The 16,948-nt window shown below is 52.9% G+C and carries 20 protein-coding genes and 1 pseudogene; 9 read left to right on the forward strand and 12 right to left on the reverse strand.

All coding sequences use genetic code 11. The features are described from left to right. Positions 1-70: 70 nt before the first annotated feature. Together ACTID9_RS16250 and ACTID9_RS16255 are read right to left on the reverse strand one after the other, a co-directional pair. Positions 71-1,216, reverse strand: coding sequence for a trans-sulfuration enzyme family protein (locus ACTID9_RS16250; protein ID WP_441065584.1), 1,146 nt, complete (start codon positions 1,214-1,216; stop codon positions 71-73). 24 nt (positions 1,217-1,240) lie between these two features. Then, positions 1,241-1,624 (reverse strand): annotated as a pseudogene (locus tag ACTID9_RS16255) (RidA family protein). A gap of 257 nt (positions 1,625-1,881) precedes the next feature. Between ACTID9_RS16255 and ACTID9_RS16260 the strand changes: the two are divergent. Together ACTID9_RS16260 and ACTID9_RS16265 are read left to right on the forward strand one after the other, a co-directional pair. Then, positions 1,882-2,574 (forward strand): peptidylprolyl isomerase, encoded by a 693-nt coding sequence (locus ACTID9_RS16260; protein WP_441072619.1) that lies wholly within the window; start codon positions 1,882-1,884, stop codon positions 2,572-2,574. A 227-nt stretch (positions 2,575-2,801) separates the two neighbouring features. After that, the gene (locus tag ACTID9_RS16265) at positions 2,802-3,479 is read left to right on the forward strand and encodes a cell wall hydrolase (protein WP_441065586.1); all 678 of its coding nucleotides are present in this window, start codon (positions 2,802-2,804) and stop codon (positions 3,477-3,479) included. 251 nt (positions 3,480-3,730) lie between these two features. On the opposite strand, the gene ACTID9_RS16270 is transcribed toward ACTID9_RS16265, so the two are convergent. Continuing rightward, positions 3,731-4,498, reverse strand: coding sequence for an SDR family NAD(P)-dependent oxidoreductase (locus tag ACTID9_RS16270; RefSeq protein ID WP_441065587.1), 768 nt, complete (start codon positions 4,496-4,498; stop codon positions 3,731-3,733). A gap of 156 nt (positions 4,499-4,654) precedes the next feature. Here ACTID9_RS16270 and ACTID9_RS16275 point away from each other — a divergent pair, with 156 nt between their 5' ends. The 3 genes from ACTID9_RS16275 (at position 4,655) to ACTID9_RS16285 (ending at position 7,012) form a co-directional block, all read left to right on the forward strand. Beyond that, positions 4,655-4,957 (forward strand): YfhH family protein, encoded by a 303-nt coding sequence (locus ACTID9_RS16275; RefSeq protein ID WP_441065589.1) that lies wholly within the window; start codon positions 4,655-4,657, stop codon positions 4,955-4,957. A 92-nt stretch (positions 4,958-5,049) separates the two neighbouring features. After that, on the forward strand, positions 5,050-6,048 hold the full coding sequence (locus ACTID9_RS16280; protein ID WP_441065591.1) for a DUF2515 family protein: 999 nt from the start codon (positions 5,050-5,052) through the stop codon (positions 6,046-6,048). A gap of 22 nt (positions 6,049-6,070) precedes the next feature. Beyond that, positions 6,071-7,012, forward strand: a complete 942-nt coding sequence (locus ACTID9_RS16285) for a hypothetical protein (RefSeq protein WP_441065592.1) — start codon at positions 6,071-6,073, stop codon at positions 7,010-7,012. On the opposite strand, the gene ACTID9_RS16290 is transcribed toward ACTID9_RS16285, so the two are convergent. The 3 genes from ACTID9_RS16290 to ACTID9_RS16300 are packed head-to-tail and all read right to left on the reverse strand — an operon-like array spanning position 6,992 to position 8,882. Then, positions 6,992-7,153, reverse strand: a complete 162-nt coding sequence (locus ACTID9_RS16290) for a hypothetical protein (protein ID WP_441065594.1) — start codon at positions 7,151-7,153, stop codon at positions 6,992-6,994. The two genes, ACTID9_RS16285 and ACTID9_RS16290, sit on opposite strands and share 21 nt — an antisense overlap. A gap of 50 nt (positions 7,154-7,203) precedes the next feature. Further along, entirely contained in the window at positions 7,204-7,788 is a 585-nt protein-coding gene (locus ACTID9_RS16295; RefSeq protein ID WP_441065596.1) for a DUF1444 family protein, read from the reverse strand. An 11-nt stretch (positions 7,789-7,799) separates the two neighbouring features. Then, entirely contained in the window at positions 7,800-8,882 is a 1,083-nt protein-coding gene (locus tag ACTID9_RS16300; RefSeq protein ID WP_441065597.1) for a DUF3900 domain-containing protein, read from the reverse strand. A 131-nt stretch (positions 8,883-9,013) separates the two neighbouring features. On the opposite strand from ACTID9_RS16300, the gene ACTID9_RS16305 reads away from it, so the two are divergent. Further along, on the forward strand, positions 9,014-9,844 hold the full coding sequence (locus tag ACTID9_RS16305) for a serine/threonine protein kinase (RefSeq protein ID WP_441065599.1): 831 nt from the start codon (positions 9,014-9,016) through the stop codon (positions 9,842-9,844). Between the two features lie 22 nt (positions 9,845-9,866). Here the strand turns inward: ACTID9_RS16305 and ACTID9_RS16310 are convergent, their stop codons facing one another. From ACTID9_RS16310 to ACTID9_RS16320, 3 genes are all read right to left on the reverse strand, one after another. Further along, positions 9,867-10,022, reverse strand: coding sequence for a hypothetical protein (locus tag ACTID9_RS16310; RefSeq protein ID WP_441065601.1), 156 nt, complete (start codon positions 10,020-10,022; stop codon positions 9,867-9,869). A gap of 55 nt (positions 10,023-10,077) precedes the next feature. Then, positions 10,078-11,262 (reverse strand): DEAD/DEAH box helicase, encoded by a 1,185-nt coding sequence (locus ACTID9_RS16315; RefSeq protein ID WP_441065603.1) that lies wholly within the window; start codon positions 11,260-11,262, stop codon positions 10,078-10,080. Between the two features lie 120 nt (positions 11,263-11,382). Next, positions 11,383-11,523, reverse strand: a complete 141-nt coding sequence (locus ACTID9_RS16320) for a hypothetical protein (RefSeq protein WP_441065605.1) — start codon at positions 11,521-11,523, stop codon at positions 11,383-11,385. A gap of 161 nt (positions 11,524-11,684) precedes the next feature. Here ACTID9_RS16320 and ACTID9_RS16325 point away from each other — a divergent pair, with 161 nt between their 5' ends. Further along, entirely contained in the window at positions 11,685-12,761 is a 1,077-nt protein-coding gene (locus tag ACTID9_RS16325; protein WP_441072621.1) for a phosphodiester glycosidase family protein, read from the forward strand. 136 nt (positions 12,762-12,897) lie between these two features. Here the strand turns inward: ACTID9_RS16325 and ACTID9_RS16330 are convergent, their stop codons facing one another. Then, complete coding sequence (locus ACTID9_RS16330; RefSeq protein ID WP_441065607.1) at positions 12,898-14,469, reverse strand: ABC-F family ATP-binding cassette domain-containing protein; 1,572 nt, start codon at positions 14,467-14,469, stop codon at positions 12,898-12,900. A gap of 89 nt (positions 14,470-14,558) precedes the next feature. Next, positions 14,559-15,242, reverse strand: coding sequence for a hypothetical protein (locus tag ACTID9_RS16335; RefSeq protein WP_441065609.1), 684 nt, complete (start codon positions 15,240-15,242; stop codon positions 14,559-14,561). A 140-nt stretch (positions 15,243-15,382) separates the two neighbouring features. On the opposite strand from ACTID9_RS16335, the gene ACTID9_RS16340 reads away from it, so the two are divergent. After that, positions 15,383-15,532, forward strand: a complete 150-nt coding sequence (locus ACTID9_RS16340) for a small acid-soluble spore protein P (protein WP_441065611.1) — start codon at positions 15,383-15,385, stop codon at positions 15,530-15,532. Between the two features lie 79 nt (positions 15,533-15,611). Next, on the forward strand, positions 15,612-16,367 hold the full coding sequence (locus tag ACTID9_RS16345; RefSeq protein ID WP_441065613.1) for a hypothetical protein: 756 nt from the start codon (positions 15,612-15,614) through the stop codon (positions 16,365-16,367). Positions 16,368-16,451: 84 nt separating this feature from the next. Here ACTID9_RS16345 and ACTID9_RS16350 read toward each other — a convergent pair whose 3' ends face one another. Then, the gene (locus tag ACTID9_RS16350) at positions 16,452-16,862 is read right to left on the reverse strand and encodes a hypothetical protein (RefSeq protein ID WP_441065614.1); all 411 of its coding nucleotides are present in this window, start codon (positions 16,860-16,862) and stop codon (positions 16,452-16,454) included. Between the last annotated feature and the right edge of the window lie 86 nt (positions 16,863-16,948).

A 16,948-nucleotide genomic window follows, 5' to 3' on the forward strand; every position in this document is an offset into this window, starting at 1 on the left:
GGCGAAAATGGTTCCCTGCATGCTGGTTGCCCCGTTCCGTCAGCAGTTGACAGAGAACGGGGCCCTTTTGCTACACGAGCGCCTGGTTCAGCTCGTCGATGATATCCTCGCTTGCTTCGATTCCTACCGAAAGGCGGACCAAGCCTTGGGTGATCCCCGTAGACAAACGCTGCTCCTCGGTCAATGCGCGATGGGACGTCGTCACCGGATGGGAGACTGTCGTTTCCACCCCTGCAAGGGAAGGAGACAGTGTAATCCAGCGCAAGCGGCGATAAAAATCGTACACTTTTTCTTCCTCGCTCAAACAAAACGAGACCATGGCGCCGCGCTTGTGCCTGTGAAAAAACTGGACGTCTTCCTCACGGGGATAGTACACGCGGCTCACGGACGGATGGCTTTCCAAAAAATGCGCGACGGCTGCCGCATTTTCACATTGCCGTTCCATCCGCAGCGCCAGCGTTTTGATCCCGCGGGCACCCAGCCATGCTTCAAACGGACTCAGAGAAGCTCCGTACGTGCTGATGATTTCACGCGCCCGCTCCACATATTCCGCTTTTCCCGTGAGGACGCCCGCCGTCACATCGCTGTGGCCTCCGATATATTTGGTGGCGCTGTGGACGATGAGGTCTGCGCCCAATCGAGCGGGCTGGACCAGATAAGGCGTCGCGAATGTATTGTCAATCATCGTAATCAAACCAAATCGCTTGGCTTCCTTGATCCAATGCGGCATGTCTGCCACAGTCAGCAGCGGATTGGTGATCGACTCCATGTAAAATAATCGCGTATTTGGCGTGATCGCGTCATCCAGCGACGTGCTTTTTGTCAAGTCGATCAAAGCCAGCTCGATGCCAAGGCGCGCCAGCTCGTTATGTAACAGTGCATACGTGCCGCCATATATTTCGTGGGAGGCGAGAATCCGTTCGCCAGGCTTCACGACGGCGAGCACGCCCGCCATGATCGCTCCCATGCCGGAAGCTGCGGCGACTCCACGTTCCGCTTGCTCAAGCGCGGCGACCGCTTCTGCAAGCTCAACCTGATTCGGATTGCCGTTGCGGGTGTACAAATAATTTCGTCCGCCTGCATAAAAGTCTTCCACTTCTTCAAGCCCCGGGAAGGAAAAGACGGATGTTTGGTAAATCGGTGTCGCTTTCGCTTTTTCGTGTTCCAAATGCGGATGGTGAAAATGAACGGTTTTTGTCTCGAAACGCTCTGCCATCTCCCAAACTCCCTTTCGTTGTTGTTATTCCACTTGCGCTTCACATTCGATTTCAACCAAAAGCTGCGGATCAATCAGCGCCTGCACTTCCACCATCGTCGCTACCAGCTGAATCTCGCGGAAAAACTCGCCATGCGCCTTTCCGATCTCTTCCCATTGGGAAATGTCTGTCACAAACATTCTCGTACGAATGACATGCGACAAATCGGCACCGAGTTCATGCAGCGCTTTTTCAATCGTTTGCAGGATGAATTTGGTCTGTTCATACGGATTGCCGACGCCGACAACCTGTCCATTCTTCATCGCGGTCGTCCCTGCGACCTCAATGCGATTGCCAACCCGGATCGCCCGTCAATAGCCGACGACCGGCTCCTAGGGAGAACCGGTAAACACTTGCTTTTTCTCCATAAAGCGCCACACCTCTTTTTGTGCAAGTTTTTTCCCTTCCCCCATTATACGGAAAATCCATAGCGATCCGGTAGATGAATGTAGGAGCGATTTCAAGAGCAAACTAGCACCATCTTTCCCTGTTTTTGCACGATCGTGGGCAGCATTCGCTCAATCTCTCATAAATTCCACCGCTCTCCCACAATTTGACCACAATTATCGTTTTATTATATTGTTAGTGATTGAGTAGCATAAAAGAGTTGAAAGGAATGAACTGGATGAAACGCTTTTTACTTACACTTGGCACGATGGTTCTCTCCCTCGCGCTGTTGGCCGGCTGCAGCTCGACCGCTGCCCCTGATGCAAATGACCCGGCGAATACGGCGGGTGGACAACAGCAGCAGCCAACACCTCCGCTCAAGCATGATGTACCGAAAGGGAAATATACAAAATATCCGGATATGGTCATCAGCAAGGATAAAAAGTATACCGCGACGGTCACGACTTCTCTCGGCGATTTCCAAATCGAACTGTTCGCCAAAGATGCGCCGAAAACGGTCAACAATTTCGTCTTCCTGGCAAAAGACCATTTCTATGACGGCATCACCTTCCACCGCATCATCAAAGATTTCATGGTGCAGACGGGTGACCCGCAAGGAACCGGGATGGGTGGCCCTGGTTACGAATTCGAAGATGAGCTGAACAACGGCCATACGTATGAAGAAGGCGTCGTGGCGATGGCTAACGCGGGCCCTAACACAAACGGCAGCCAGTTTTTCATCGGCTCTGGTCCTGACGTAAAAAACTTGAAGCACGATCCGGCTTACACCATTTTCGGCAAAGTGATCAAAGGACAAGACATCATCACCAAAATCGCGTCCGTCCCGGTAAAAGCGAACCCGATCACAGGGCAAAAAGAAACACCTGTCACGCCACCGGTGATCAAATCGATCAAAATTGAAGAGAAATAAAAGCTTCAGGCGGCTGCATGCAGTCGCCTTTTCTTTATTGCTTTTCAGGCAAATCGCCGAAATCTTCATACCGAAGAAAAGCATATTTTTCTTTCCACTATTTCTCTTAGTTATATTTACCGATTGATTTTGGCGCAACCACTCCGGTAAACTGGTCCATGACTCATTCGCTTAGAGCAGCTTAGAGCAGCGAAACAAGCGAGACTGGCGAAAAGGAGTGAAGTCAATTGAATCGATTCACCATTACGAAGCGTCGATACGCGATTTTGGCGACGCTGGTCGTATTGCTCACACTGGCTTGGCTGGTCACACCGACCGAAGCGCAGACACCTTTGACAGCAGCGCCACAAGTGAAAAAAATCACGAATACCGCTGACCTGCAAAAGGGCATAGAAAAAGTGGGGTTCTTTCAAGGGGAGACGGACAGCAAAGGCAAGGATGCAGCATTGGCTCCTGTCAAAACCGTCGCTGCAGTACCGCCAAAACAGCAAAGTGCGCCGAAGGGCGAGGCTGATAAAGGGAGCGCAAAACAAGGAAAGCGGGAGTCTTTCAACCCGACGGAACTTGATTTGCTTTCCCGTTTAATTTATATGGAGAGTCGTGGAGAACCGTATAAAGGAAAAGTAGCAGTCGGGGCTGTCGCATTGAATCGCGTGGAGTCCAAACAATTCGCCAAGACGCTGAAAGGGGTCATCATGGCGCCAGGAGCATTTTCTGTCGTCCATCATGGCAAGCTGGCGAACCGGACGAATGAAGAGTCAAGACAAGCGGCCATGGATGCGCTGCGAGGCGTCGATCCAACCAATGGCGCGCTTTATTTTTATAATCCACGAACAGCAGCGGACCACTGGATTTTCTCGCGTCCGACCGCAATCAAGATCGGTCATCACGTGTTCGCTTACTGATTTATGTAATTTTATTTTTATTTAACCCCCTTTTTAGAATTGCTTGGTATGATCATTTTGCAAGCAACACTCAACGCTTTGAGAAAGCGTCTGAACTTCTACCCGTATCAACGTGGTAAGGATATGCAAGTCAAATCGAGTCATCTTGACTATGTTTACCGCGCTGAACGAGACTCTTTCTCAAAACCCCCAATACTTGGCCTTCTACTGTTTGAGTCACAGTAGAAGGCATTTTTTTGCTGTCGCTTGCCTTAGAACCCGTAGATCGACATGCCGCCGTCCACGGCCAACGTTTGGCCGGACACATAGGCGGCCGCATCTGAGGAAAGGAAGATGGCCGGGCCGATCAAATCTTCCAGCTCCCCTACCCGCTCTGCCGGCGTCCGGCTGATGATTTCGTTGTAATAGGCTGGATCGTTCAGCAGTTTTTCCGTCAACGCCGTGCGGAAGTACCATGGTGCAATCGCGTTCACCGTTACATTGAATTTGCTCCATTCGAGCGCCAGCACTTTTGTCATCTGGATGACGCCGCCTTTGCTCGCCCCGTACGCAACCCCTGTGCGCAACGCGACCAAACCGCCTACCGAGGCGATGTTGACGATACGTCCGTAGCGCTGCTCGCACATGACCTTCCCTGCCGCTTGCGCCATGAAAAACGTTCCCTTCAAATCAAGATCCGTGACGCGGTCCCACTCTTCTTCCGTCACCTCCAACGCCTTGGTGCGGATGTTCATTCCTGCGTTGTTGATGAGAATATGCAGCCCGCCCAACTCACGCAGCGTTTCTTCCACAATGCGCTCGCCCGCTCCTTGCTCCGTCAGGTCCGCAGCGATCGGCAGCGCCTTGCCTCCTTTTTGTTCAATCTCGGCGACCAACGTGTCAAGATCGCCCGTAGTACGCGCGACCACGGCCACCTGCGCTCCTGCTTCGGCCAGTCCGACTGCCAGCGCTCGTCCGATTCCTTTTCCGGCCCCGGTTACGATCGCCGTTTTGCCTGTCAACTCAAAACGATTGTGCATGGTTACAGCTCCTTCCAAAATCGTAATTCATTCTCTCTTACCATATCATGTTTTTCGCATGAATGAGAATCATGAATTGTCCGGCTTTACACCCCATCGCCCGATCTATGGTACAATGAAGCAACCGGAACCAACATGAGCAGGAGGCAATGGACCATGCGTTTACTGAGTCAAATGACACTTGCGGAACTTCAGGAGGAAATGGAGCGACTGCGGACGGAAGCGGAAGCGAAAAAAAAGGCTGGCGACCTCGTCGGCTTTGGCATCCTTGAGCAAAAATACTTTATGGCAAAATCGTATTATATCGGAACCGGGGAGTTCCGCATCGGAAAGGCATACCGTGTGCACAATCACGATGAACCGTTCACGATCCAGTATTTTAACGGCGTATTTGCTTGGGGCACATTCCCTGGCATGACCGAACCGACCGGCTTCCCGATCGGCATGCTGGAAGACTGAACTGGCATCTTCTTGTTTTGCATGAGCAGGGCGCACCCTACATACACTAGGCAAACGTATGGAACGTTTCGTCGCAAAGGAGTTGTCTTTCCATGCAGCCCTCAATTTGCACGGGTGCGGATGTTCTCTCCGACATCCGGCACGCTACTGCTCTTGCCAACCGCAACAATGTAACACGCACAGAAGCGTACTTGCGCTTTTATCTCGACCACCCGGAGATCGAATGGGCCATGCTTGCTCACCTCGTCTCGCGCAACGGCGGATGGAATATGACCGATCTCAAAGGCGATTGGCTGCCCCTTTTATTGGACGAACAAGAAAGGGGCGCTTTTTTTCATTTTCTGGAGCGTTGCAACTGGCTGATTTTCCACGATGCGTATGCCCAGCTGCTGCTTTATGCGACGATGAAGCAACAGGGAGACGATTTGACCGAGCTTTTGGTCCCGCTCGGCATCTCGCGCTTCATGATCGACATCTGGCGCGAGTTTTTGCAGACGCGCGATTCGGTCCGCCTGACACACGGCTTGATCATCAATGAGCAGCACTACATCGAGCAGCGCGTCGTTCAGAAACCGTTTTACCGCAAGGAGGTGCTCGACACCCTCCCTTTCCATCTGCAATCATGGTTTTCCTTCAATCATTTGCTGTTTCCGTATCACACCTCGTCAGTGGAAAAAGAGCCGCGTCTATGCGGCATCACGGTGCATCGCTTCGCTTCGCTGGAACAGCGCATCCGCATCGGAAAAAGCGCTTACTCCATGCTGCGCGCAGATGCGAACCGGTTCCGCCAAATCGTCCAGTGGGCAAAAGGGACTCCGCATACCGGCTCACGGGCAGACTATTGGCCCGGACGATTTACATCTTCATCGGTTCGTGCCGAAACAAGCATCTACAGTCCGACATTGGCTGATGCCTGGAAGGACACTTCGCATGCCCCGGCCGACGGTGTCGACTGGTACCGCGATCGGAAATGGCTGGATTGGCTTGGCGATGAAGAAGAGAGATTGCCTGAACTCACGGATCAGGAATACGGTCGCTCCCTTCAGCTGATGCGGGCAGCGATCGCTTTGCTGCACCCGTTTTCCGGCTAACGGGAAAGGAGGATGATGCAGTTTGACGATTGAGAGCCAAATCGCGTACATTTTGTCATGCCAGCTTCCTACCGGTACGTTCCGGTTAGGGAGTCTGGACGCGCGAATCAATCCGTACTTTACGAATCTGGCCTTGCTCTCCCTTGTGGAATCGGGGGAATGCGATTGCGCGAGGCAGCAGCTGGATTGGTACCTCGGCCATCTCCATGCAGACAGTTATGTCAATGATTACGTATGGCAGGATGGTAAAGAGATCGATACAGGTAAAGCGGACAGCGAGGACAGCTACCCGGCCACCTTTTTTTTGCTAGCGCTTGCCTATGTCGATGCGACGGGCGATTTCGCGTGGGCATACGAATCCCGCGAAAAGCTGTATCGCATCCTCGCTGGCTTGCTCGCCTTGCAGCAAAAGGATGGGCTGACATGGGCAAAACGTTCGTGGAAAGTCAAATACTTGATGGATAATTGCGAGGTTGTACAAGGGCTATATGCAGCGGAAAAGCTGTTTGGCGCAATCGGCGAGCATCGCGGCGCACTGCAGGCTCGCCAAGCGGCAGAACGGTGTGCAGACGGGATCGACTCGATGTACAGCGAAAAAAAAGCGGCATACGCCGTGTATGACCGTCATTTTCCCAATTGGCGCAAATGGTATCCGGATGCGACGAGCCAGGCGTTTCCGGTGTTATCCGGCATGCTCGATGCGGGTTCAGACATTGCGCTGTCCTTGTATCGGCGGCTGATCGAGCATTTTCCGCGCTTTGAATGGTTTGAAACGGGGGATCAATATCCGTGGATGTCGATGGGCGAGTGGGCGTGCGTGATGGGGGATGCCACCCGGGCAGCGGAAATGACCATCGCCGCAGAGCGGCTTTATATTCATGGCCCGCGCCACCCGTATTGGCTGATCCAGGACGCCGCCGGCTACATCCACATCAAAACGATGCTAGGGACGGCGCAGCTTTAGCTTTTCTACAATGCTAAGAAACATTTTGTACGTGGCATTCATCTCTTCGTTCGGCTTCAACGATTTTTTATATCGGTTAAAATCTTCATACAGCTCGTCCATACATTCCTCGAGCAATTCTTTTTCCGGTTTGGTCAACATGCGTTTTACCCTCCTTGCTTTTTTACGTCCGCACATAACCGTGCGCAAAGTCAAACGATCAGGAACATCTCCCATTCGCCCTTCTCATACAAAAACGGGATCGGGCAAATCGGCGTGTCTCCTTTTGAGGCGAAATCCATTGTCAGGCGAGCCAACAGCTGTGCGCCTTTTTCATCCGCGAGATCCGCGATGATCAGCACATCTTGATGCGGGATGGCCACGCCCAAATGGGTGCCTTTTTTGTGTGTTTCATGGCTTTCCAAAAGATCGTCCAGCAAAATCCGGCTGGCCGCGTAGCCATCGGGAGGGCTGATGAAGGTGATTCGATTGCCGCCCAGCTCCTCGGTACGGCTTTTCATCGGCAAGGCCCGCAGATTGTTCAAGGCAAGCCGATGCAGCGCATCCTCGCTCAAGCCAGCCTCCGTCAACATGGCATGGCTGATCAAAAAATACCCTTCTCCCACGTCGCATGCATACAGGACGATCGTCTCGGCGGTATGGTGACGGGAAACGATGGTTGGCGCCCCTTTCGCCCCATCCAGAAACGAGCGATGGCGCATGATCGGAAACACGCGCTCTTCCTGCCCTGCCAGGGTACGCGGTGCGGTCGGCTTCCCTTCCTGTCGGTCAGTCACAGTATTCCCTCCTACCACGGCGGCGTATCATCGTGCTGCTGCCGCGGACGTTTTAGCTCGTGCAAAATGTCTTCCAATTCTTTCGGCTTCAAAAACTCGACCGGCGACATGCCTTTTTCGAAAGTGAGCGTCTCGCCTTCCAGCACGACCACATAGCTGCCGTTCACCTTGCCGATATGGACGCGCACCCCATAATCGGCCAAAAGCGACCGCACCTGGATATGGTCGAGCTTGAATTTCAGCTCGACTTCCGGCTGTTGGTCTGTGATGATTTGCGCCGCCTCCAGCACGGTCTCATGATCCCACCGCTCAGCCAGCTCACGCTTGGGGCTCGCGGCCATCAGCTCGATCGCCTCTTCTGCCTGCCTGCGCTCGTCCGTCTCCTCCGGGTGAATCATCTCGATATGCTGCCGTGCGAGAGAGATCACTTCCTGCGAGACGATCTCCATTACGGTCTGCGGATAATCGATGTATTTCAAAAACTCTTCAAAATAGCGCGCATGGGAGAATTGATGGATTTTCACATGGTACGAATCGACCATGCCTTCTTCGAGCAGCAGCGGAAACATGATCGATTTCATATTTTTCGCATTGATCGCCATTTGCACATTGTTGATCAAGCTTTTTTCATCCGTGATCACGGCTGTTTTTTGCTCGAAATCGCATTTCAATAAAAACAGGAAGTGATCGTCAAAGCGCTCCAGTCGGGTTTTGACGATGAGCAGAACGCCGCCCCGCACCTGTGGCGTGCGCAGATACGATTGAAGCATCTCCCGGCAGTGCTGATTGACGGCATCGCTTGTCGTCGCGTTCAGCAATTGCATAAATTGTGCAAAGTTGGGATTGGAATCAAGCGAATGGCCTTCGACGATGACGAATTGGCCGATCTTTGTCGGGCTGCTCTCTGATTTCGGATTGGTTTCGACCTTGCGCTTGGCAATACGCGTGAACTCGCCGTCCAAAAAAGAACGAAGCTCACTGGAACGGTATTCGTCCCCCGTCAGGAGCTTTTGCATCCGGATCTGCTTGACGGAAGCGTCGTCCTCCGAAGCCTCCAGAACGGTAAAATGAAGCCATTCAATCTCAAAATTCATCTATCTCGACTCCTGCCTGCTACTAAACTCGCAGAATCGATTATAGCAGAGCCAGGAGTGCAGTAAAACATCTGATTTGATAGAATAACGAAAGAAAGAGAACCGACCGATCGGAGAGGGGAGCGGCACGCATGTGGCAAACGGTCAAACGATGGATCGATGACAACTGGACCAACCGTCCTCACAAGCCAGGCACTGTTATCGCCACCTATTTGATTGACGAGGTGTTGGGCAGCGGCAGCTATGGCATTGCCTACCGCGCCCGGCATACCGGCACCGGGCAAACCGTTGTCATGAAACAAGTGAAACCGAGCTTGCGCGGCACGCCGAAGGGCGAGGCGATGCAGGCGTATGAGGCACGGGTTTTGCAATCGTTGTCCCATCCGGCCTTTCCCCGCTTTCTCGACCATTTCACGTGGCGGCGCCAGCATTATTTGATTATGTCGCACATGCGCGGGGAAACGCTGGAAACGCTGCTGTTCGAGCGCAGCGCCGGCTTCTCGGAGCGCGAAGCGGTCACGATGGTCAAGCGTATCGCAGTGCTTGTCTCGCATTTGCACGAGCGACGCATTATCCATCGCGATGTGCGCATCCCGAACGTTTTGCTTGACGGTGACCGGCTGCAGCTGATCGATTTTGGCCTGGCCCGGTTTCTCGGCGACTCGCCTGCCTACAGCGCTGAATCGCTCGACGGCTATCCTGCGGAAAAACAGCTCAAACGTGCCGTCCACCCGCATAGCGATCTGTATGCATTGGGGCATTTTCTGCTGTTTTTGCTGTACTCCACCTATGAAGCAAAGGAAGGACAGGAAGAAAAGAGCTGGGAAGAGGAGCTTTCCCTCTCTCCGGCATTACGCACGATCCTGCGCCGCCTCTTGCAGCATGATCCTCCGTATCAAAACATCGAGGAGCTGATTGATGCGCTGACGGTTTATTTACAGGGAAAAACGGTATCCTTTTGACGAGATACCGTTTCGGATTGCCCTATTCGCTGATCGGCTGGTTTTTGGCTTGCTCGATTTTGGTTGCAAGCTCGCCCGCCTCCCGGCTCAGCGTGCGCTTCTCCTGGCTTGACAGCTCCTCGCCGCCAACCTCCCCGTTTACGAGCAGTTGTTCCTCATATAACCGGTCTTTCCGCATCGAAACGCTCCTTTCCCACCGTGCAACGAAGTGTCAGAGCCTTACGCTCCTCTACCTACTTTGTTCGAAAGGGGCGTTTCTTATGTACGGTCGCCTGTTTTGGCGGCCGCGGGTCTTTCAGTTCACCGAACGCCATTTCTTTTTCCACGATGGGAATCCCCGTTTTCTTGGAAAACTTCTCAATGATGAATCGCTCCTGCGGGGTGATAACTGAGAAGACAAGACCGGCAGCCCCCATCCGGCCCGTCCGTCCGCTGCGATGGACATAGGCGTCCGCATCCATTGCCGGCTCAAAATGGACGACGCATTCGACGCCCTGGATATCCAATCCCCGGGCTGCGACATCGGTCGCGATCAGCACGGGAAATGCCTGCTTGCGGAAATCCGCGAGCGTACGGCTGCGGTCCTCTTTGCTCGTGTCGCGATGGATCAACCGGCATTCCAGATGGTGGTAGGCAAGCTTGGCCTGAATTTCCTCGACCTTTTCCAACGTGTTGACGAAGACGATCGTCGATTTGGCATTCACCAGCCGAATCAGGCGGCGGAGCGTATCGGCCCGTTTGCGCGGCTCGCTGACCAAATAAAAATGGAGCACGCTATATTTCGAATCCGGCCCGCTCGCTTGAATCAGCACCGGTTCTTTTTGCATCATCGATTTGATCGTCTCCACGACGACCGACGGGAGCGTGGCCGAGAAAAAGACCCGCTGCGTATCGCGCATCACACGCTTGCTGATCTGCTGCACGGCGCGGGAAAAGCCCGAATCCAGCATCCGATCCGCTTCGTCCACCACAAGCGTGCGGACCATGTGGACTTTGACTTTTCGCTGTTCCAGCAGCTCGTTGAGTCGTCCCGGCGTCGCGACCACGATGGCCGGATTTTTTTTCAAACGGTCCAGCTGGCGCTTCACATCGACACCGCCGATAACGGAAGCTGCACCCAAGCCGAGCGCTCCTGTGTAAAGCTCCGCTTCCTTGGTAATCTGCATCACCAGCTCGTGTGTCGGAGCGAGGATCAGCGCCTGGATTTCCTTGATGGAAGGATCGAGCTTTTCGCAAATCGGCAGCAAATACGCCAATGTCTTGCCGGAGCCGGTCGGCGCCTCGGCAATGACGTCATTCCCGGCGAGAACGGCTGGGATGGCATTGGCTTGAATCGGGGTCGCTTCGACAAATTTGCGTTCAGCCAATTTATGTAATAATGGTTCGGTTGTCAATAGAGACGAAAACGTTTGTGACACTGGTAGTCCTCCTACAACATGGCATATCAACGGTAAGCTTACCATGTTTTGCCCGCAAAAGAAACCTCGCCCCACAACGAGCAAGGCGAAATCCATGGTGGACTCCGCCGCTGTGCGCCGCTATTGATTCGTATCCAAACGCGTCTCGGTTCTCTCCTGCTTGTCATGACGGTCTTTTTCCGTACGCTGGTTGTTCGTTCCAGGCGGATTTTGGCGGTATTCCTCGACCTGGTTCTGGAATTCCTTGTCAAACTCTCTCACCTGCTCATCACCTCCTGCGCAGTATTCTCCCCTATTTTCCCTTCCTCATGCCGATGGCTACCTGCTTTGCTCACTGAAACTTTTTATCCGCTCATTCGTCAAAATAAAGAGAAGTAAAAGTTTTTGATTGTGAAGAGGAGAGGAATCGAAAAACAAATATGGTGCAAACACTCACTCATACAGAACGGCCGAAACGGTCGAAACGCCGGCGACCCCATGTGATCCGCCTTCTGCTGCGAACCACGGCAATCTTATTCGTTATCGTTTTTGGCATGGCGCTGGGGAGCACAATCTTTCTTTTTGCAACCGATGCTGGCGAAGAACTGCGCGAATGGGCAGCAGGAACCTTGCTCACGACACAGCACGACTATTGGGCGAAATATACATTTCTCCCGGCTGCCAAGCTGGCAGAGTTGAAAAACCAGATCCAAAATCCGACCGTCGTCAATTCCGCGCCCGTGGTAGCGATGTCGCCTGAAGTCGAAGCGGAGGAAAAGGCGAAGGAAGAAACGCTTCCGGAAACAAAGCCGCGGGAACTCGTCGAAATCGAGGACATCAACGTCAAGAAATCCGGTTATTTTTTCAAAGGAAAGATCATGTCGATCTCCGACCCGAATCGCGTGCACCTCGTCATCACCAATCGCAAGGATGGGCGCGGCGATCTGCTGGATGAATTCACGAAAAAAACCAATGCGATCGGGATCGTCAATGCGAGCGGTTTCAGCGACCCGGATGGATACGGGAGAGGAGCGAAAGCATTCGGCCTCGTCATTCATGACGGCAAGATTTTGCAAAACTACAATGCGAAAGGCGGCGAAACCGCACTCGCGCTGCTCTATGACGGCCGCCTTGTCACCGGCAACTACACGGCAAAAGAGCTGATTGAGATGGGCGCGCGCGATGCCATGAGCTTCCGCCCGCAGCTGATCGTCAACGGCAAAAACATGTTTGCCGATCAAGCCGCGAAAAGCTGGGGCATTCAGCCGCGCACCGCGGTCGGGCAAAAGGCAGATGGCACCATCCTGTTCGTTGTGATCGACGGCCGCCAGCCTGACCACTCCATCGGCGCCACGATGAAAGACCTCGCAGACCTTTTACAGGAGCGCGGTGTCGTCAACGCGATGGCGATGGACGGCGGGTCCAGCTCGATGATGCTGCACAATGGCGAGGCCATTACCAAAACCTCCTGTCCGTATTATCGCGGACGTTACTTGCCGAATGCCTGGGCGGTGTTTTAACCAAAAAGGAACGTGGCCACAAACAGCCGCGTTCCTTTTTTCTTGTTCACTTCTCCTACTATAAAGGAAGAAACACAGCAAAGCTGCTACCATGCTCTGCTGTGTTTGGAATTGGCGTTTGCCTGTAAAACGCGCTTTAGGCGCGAATCGTCTCTTTTTCTTGCTGCTGTGCCCATTCTTCCACGTTCCACACTTTTGTGACCCAGCTCTCATAAAATTCCGGTTCATGGCAGACGAGCAAGACGGTGCCTTTGAACTCCCGCAGCGCCCGCTGCAGTTCTTCCTTCGCGACGACATCCAGGTGGTTTGTCGGCTCGTCGAACAGCAGGAAGTTGCTTTCGCGCTGCAGCAATTTGCACAGGCGTACCTTCGCCTGCTCGCCCCCGGACAATGCCGCCATCGATCGGTTGATGTGCTCGTTTTTCAATCCGCAGCGAGCCAAAGCCGCACGCACTTCATGGTTGTTCATATGCGGGAACTCGTTCCACACTTCATCGAGGGCGGTGACGGGCTTCGGCTTCACTTCCTGCTCGAAGTAGGCCGGATAGAGGAAGTCGCCGCGCTCCAGCTTGCCGCCAAGCGGCTTCACGACGCCCAGAATCGTCTTCAGCAAGGTTGATTTCCCGACCCCGTTCATCCCTACGATCGCGACCTTATCGCCGCGCTCAAGGCTCATGGTGAGCTTTGGCATCAACGGATGCGTATACCCGATCTCCAAATTCTCCGCCTCGAACACAAAACGGCCGCTCGCGCGCGATTCCTTGAACTGAAATACTGGCTTCGCTGCCGTTTCCGGTTTATCCATCCGGTCGATTTTGTCCAGCTGTTTCTGACGGCTCTTGGCCCGGCCGCTGGTGGAAGCGCGCGCCTTGTTGCGGGCGATGAAGTCTTCCATTTTGCTGATTTCTTCCTGCTGTTTCTCGAATGCGTCCATATGCTGCGTGCGCTTCATTTCCGATTGCGCCAGGAACGATTCATAATCACCGGTATAGCGCGTCAGCTTGGTGAACTCCAGATGATAGATCACGTTGACCACTTCATTCATGAACGACGTGTCATGGGAGATCAGGATGAACGCGTACGGATATTCTTTCAGGTAGTTTTTCAGCCAAACGATATGCTCTTCATCCAGATAGTTCGTCGGCTCGTCAAGCAGCAGCACCGTCGGCTTTTCCAGAAGCAGTTTCGCCAGCAAAACTTTCGTCCGCTGTCCGCCAGACAACGCTGCGACGTCGCGGTCCAGCCCGATGGCAGACAATCCGAGCGCGTTGGCGATCTCGTCCACTTTGGCATCGATCAAATAAAAGCCGCTCGTCTCCAAGCGGTCCTGGTTTTCACCCATCCGCTCCAGCAAGGCTTCCAGCTCTTCCGGTGTCGCGTCAGCCATTTGCTCGGCGATTTGCATATTTTCCTGCTCCAGTTCCAAGAGCGGCAAAAACGCATCTTTCAGCACGTCCCGAATGGTTTTGCCCGCTTGCAGCTTGGTATGCTGATCCAGATAGCCATATTCGATCTTGGGCATCCACTCGATCTTGCCCGAATCCGGGATTTGCTGACGGGTGATGATGCTCATCATCGTGGATTTGCCTGTTCCATTTGCCCCAACCAGGCCTACGTGCTCACCTGGCTGCAGACGAAACGACACATCCTTGAACAATGTGCGGTCTGCGAACCCGTGATTCAGATTTTCAACGATTAAGACACTCATGAAGTTCCTCCCCAATTCTTGCGCATATCCCTTTATTTTAGTAGATTCTGCACAAAAAGAAAATGAGCTTTTTCAACCTTTCAATCCCGTTATTGCTTCGGTTTTTGCTGCGCCGCTTTTTGGGCCTTTTCCTCATCGCCCAATTCTTTGATCACTTTTTCATGCTCGGCCAAATCGGACGGGTTGTCCGCATACAGCAGATCGTATTTGGTGATCAGCGCCTCCACCTTCGCTTCCTCGTTTTTCATGACGAGCATGACGATGTGGTGGGCGAAATCGTAGTATTCCAGCCCGTTATCGTTGCCGCGGTTTGGTTCCCCATACACTTTTTTTACATCGTCGAGGGTCAGTTTGCCTTCCTTCTCTTTTTTGACCAATTCATCGCGGGAAAAAACGACCCGGGAGGCGACGAGCGTCTTGTTTTTGTCATTGGTGAAAAAGAGCAGCGACGGCTTCGCCGCTTTTTTGCCCGTTGCAACATCGACACCGAAAACGCCTGCATATTCGGCAATCGGTTTGCTGTTCGCGCCACCGTTGGCCAGGTTGCTGCGGAACGGCGTTTCGTATTGACCGGCTTTGCTCGGCTTGCCATATGCTTTTTCAACGTCGGCAAACGTTGTTTTGCCTACGATCAAGCTCGGATTTATCGTTAACTCCTTGGTCAAATCAACCGATGGTGCCGGTTGGCTGGTGGCTGTATCCCCGTTTTGGCAGCCGGCTGCGACGAGCAGCAAGCCTGCGGTCATTACCGCTGCAATTGTTTTTTTCCACATGCGATTATTCTCTCCTCTCAAACTATACCTTTGTAAGAATACCAATTTTCCGCGCGAAACACATCCCTGTTTTTCATGGAAAGCCGTGCGCATAGGATGCCGATTTCAATCCATACTAGTTCCTAAAGGAGCTGGTACAAATGGATTATGGAAAACAACTCGACGAAAATCCGCATCAAACGTATAATAACGAATTTGAGCCGATCGAACAAACCGGCGAACCGCTTCCCGGTAGCAAAAAAGTCAAGCAGCGAAACCATTCGCGTCAAATCAAGACCAGAGAAGGCTAGGGTGTTCCCTAGCCTATTGAATTGTCCCAATTTCCTGCGTAGAATGAAAGAAGCCTGTCCTCCAGAGAGGAGAAATACGATGATTTCCATTCAGTTTTCTGTCAAAGACGATCTGCGCCGTTTTGCCACCTCGACGATCTCCCCCTTGTACGAGATGGCTGCAAGCATCCATGCGTTAACGCTTTCCACCCCACACGAACATCATCTCGCCTGGCTCAAAGAAACCCGTGACCTGCTCATTCGCGAACAACTGGAAGAAGAGTGGCTGTATTTCGCGCCTGTTTTTTCCGAAGTTGTGCCTGACATTTTGTCTCTGCCTTATATCGAGCGTTTTGTGACGATGGAAGAACTGTTTGAACATTTGGTCCATTTGTCGCCGCTGGAATTCGCCCGATCGGCATTGGCAGCCTTGCGTCAGGAGAACCGCCGGAACAAAGAGCTGATTTATCCGGTCGAACTGGATGTCAAGAAAGACCCGGATTTGGTCAAGAGCCGTCTCACCTTGTTCGTCTCCTCCTATTGGCACATCGTGTTTGAGCCGCAGTGGTCGGGCATCGTCCCACGGCTGTCGCGCGAGGTGGAGACGATCAACGCTTGTTTGCACAGCAATCGGCTTGGCGATTACCTCTCTTCGATCTCCAGTCAAATGGAGTATGATGAGGTCAGCCGGTCGATTTTGATCGCGAATGTCGAGGACGTCCAGGCGTCCAATCCCATCCGGTCGATCGTGCTTCACCCGAGCTGGTTCGCGAGCAAGCCGGTGGAGTTTTCCAAACAGCAAAACAAGATTCATATTATTTATCGTATTTCGCCAGTTGAGGCTGACCGCGCATAGTGGCAGCAAGCCGACAAGCGGACAGAAAAAGACCTTGGAACCCAAGCACAGGTGTCCAAGGTCTTTTTGTTCAAACGGGTACGGTTACCCTGCTACCTTAAATACAACCATGATAATGACAGCCAGACAGGAGAGCAGGCTAAAGGTAAACAGCTTTTGCGCTGCTGCGGTGTAGGACTCTCCGCTTTGCGCTTGCTGTTTCACGGTTTTTGCCGCTTTTGTGGCGATGCCGGCGAATGCGAGGATCGCCAGGAATATCACCAACACCGTCAACAGCCAGGTCGAGAAATGAAAGCCGTAGCGAGCGAAACCGGTAATGAGCGAAACGATCAGCACATATTGCGGAATACGCAGCAAGGTCGACGCAGTACCCGCACGTTTTGCAGCCTCTTCTTTTCCGCTATTTTTGATTTTCATCGCTGTGAAAGGCACGATCAGCGCACAGATGATGACAACGAGTGCAGCTGTATCATGCAAAATACCCCAGATACCCATTATGACAACCCCTTTTTTAAAGCGTTACCATGATTATAGCTTGTCTGGGAGGACAACAAAAGAAGGGGAGGCCCCCTTCTTTTGTC

The organism is Brevibacillus fluminis (assembly GCF_052072235.1).
GTDB lineage: Bacteria > Bacillota > Bacilli > Brevibacillales > Brevibacillaceae > Brevibacillus_D > Brevibacillus_D fluminis_A.

Bases quoted from the DNA above. Each gene is read 5' to 3' on its own strand.
- ACTID9_RS16250 (WP_441065584.1), bottom strand. From the start codon at position 1,216: ATGGCAGAGCGTTTCGAGACAAAAACCGTTCATTTTCACCATCCGCAT.
- ACTID9_RS16260 (WP_441072619.1), top strand. From the start codon at position 1,882: ATGAAACGCTTTTTACTTACACTTGGCACGATGGTTCTCTCCCTCGCG.
- ACTID9_RS16270 (WP_441065587.1), bottom strand. From the start codon at position 4,498: ATGCACAATCGTTTTGAGTTGACAGGCAAAACGGCGATCGTAACCGGG.
- ACTID9_RS16275 (WP_441065589.1), top strand. From the start codon at position 4,655: ATGCGTTTACTGAGTCAAATGACACTTGCGGAACTTCAGGAGGAAATG.
- ACTID9_RS16280 (WP_441065591.1), top strand. From the start codon at position 5,050: ATGCAGCCCTCAATTTGCACGGGTGCGGATGTTCTCTCCGACATCCGG.
- ACTID9_RS16290 (WP_441065594.1), bottom strand. From the start codon at position 7,153: ATGTTGACCAAACCGGAAAAAGAATTGCTCGAGGAATGTATGGACGAG.
- ACTID9_RS16300 (WP_441065597.1), bottom strand. From the start codon at position 8,882: ATGAATTTTGAGATTGAATGGCTTCATTTTACCGTTCTGGAGGCTTCG.
- ACTID9_RS16305 (WP_441065599.1), top strand. From the start codon at position 9,014: ATGTGGCAAACGGTCAAACGATGGATCGATGACAACTGGACCAACCGT.
- ACTID9_RS16310 (WP_441065601.1), bottom strand. From the start codon at position 10,022: ATGCGGAAAGACCGGTTATATGAGGAACAACTGCTCGTAAACGGGGAG.
- ACTID9_RS16330 (WP_441065607.1), bottom strand. From the start codon at position 14,469: ATGAGTGTCTTAATCGTTGAAAATCTGAATCACGGGTTCGCAGACCGC.
- ACTID9_RS16335 (WP_441065609.1), bottom strand. From the start codon at position 15,242: ATGTGGAAAAAAACAATTGCAGCGGTAATGACCGCAGGCTTGCTGCTC.
- ACTID9_RS16340 (WP_441065611.1), top strand. From the start codon at position 15,383: ATGGATTATGGAAAACAACTCGACGAAAATCCGCATCAAACGTATAAT.
- ACTID9_RS16345 (WP_441065613.1), top strand. From the start codon at position 15,612: ATGATTTCCATTCAGTTTTCTGTCAAAGACGATCTGCGCCGTTTTGCC.
- ACTID9_RS16350 (WP_441065614.1), bottom strand. From the start codon at position 16,862: ATGGGTATCTGGGGTATTTTGCATGATACAGCTGCACTCGTTGTCATC.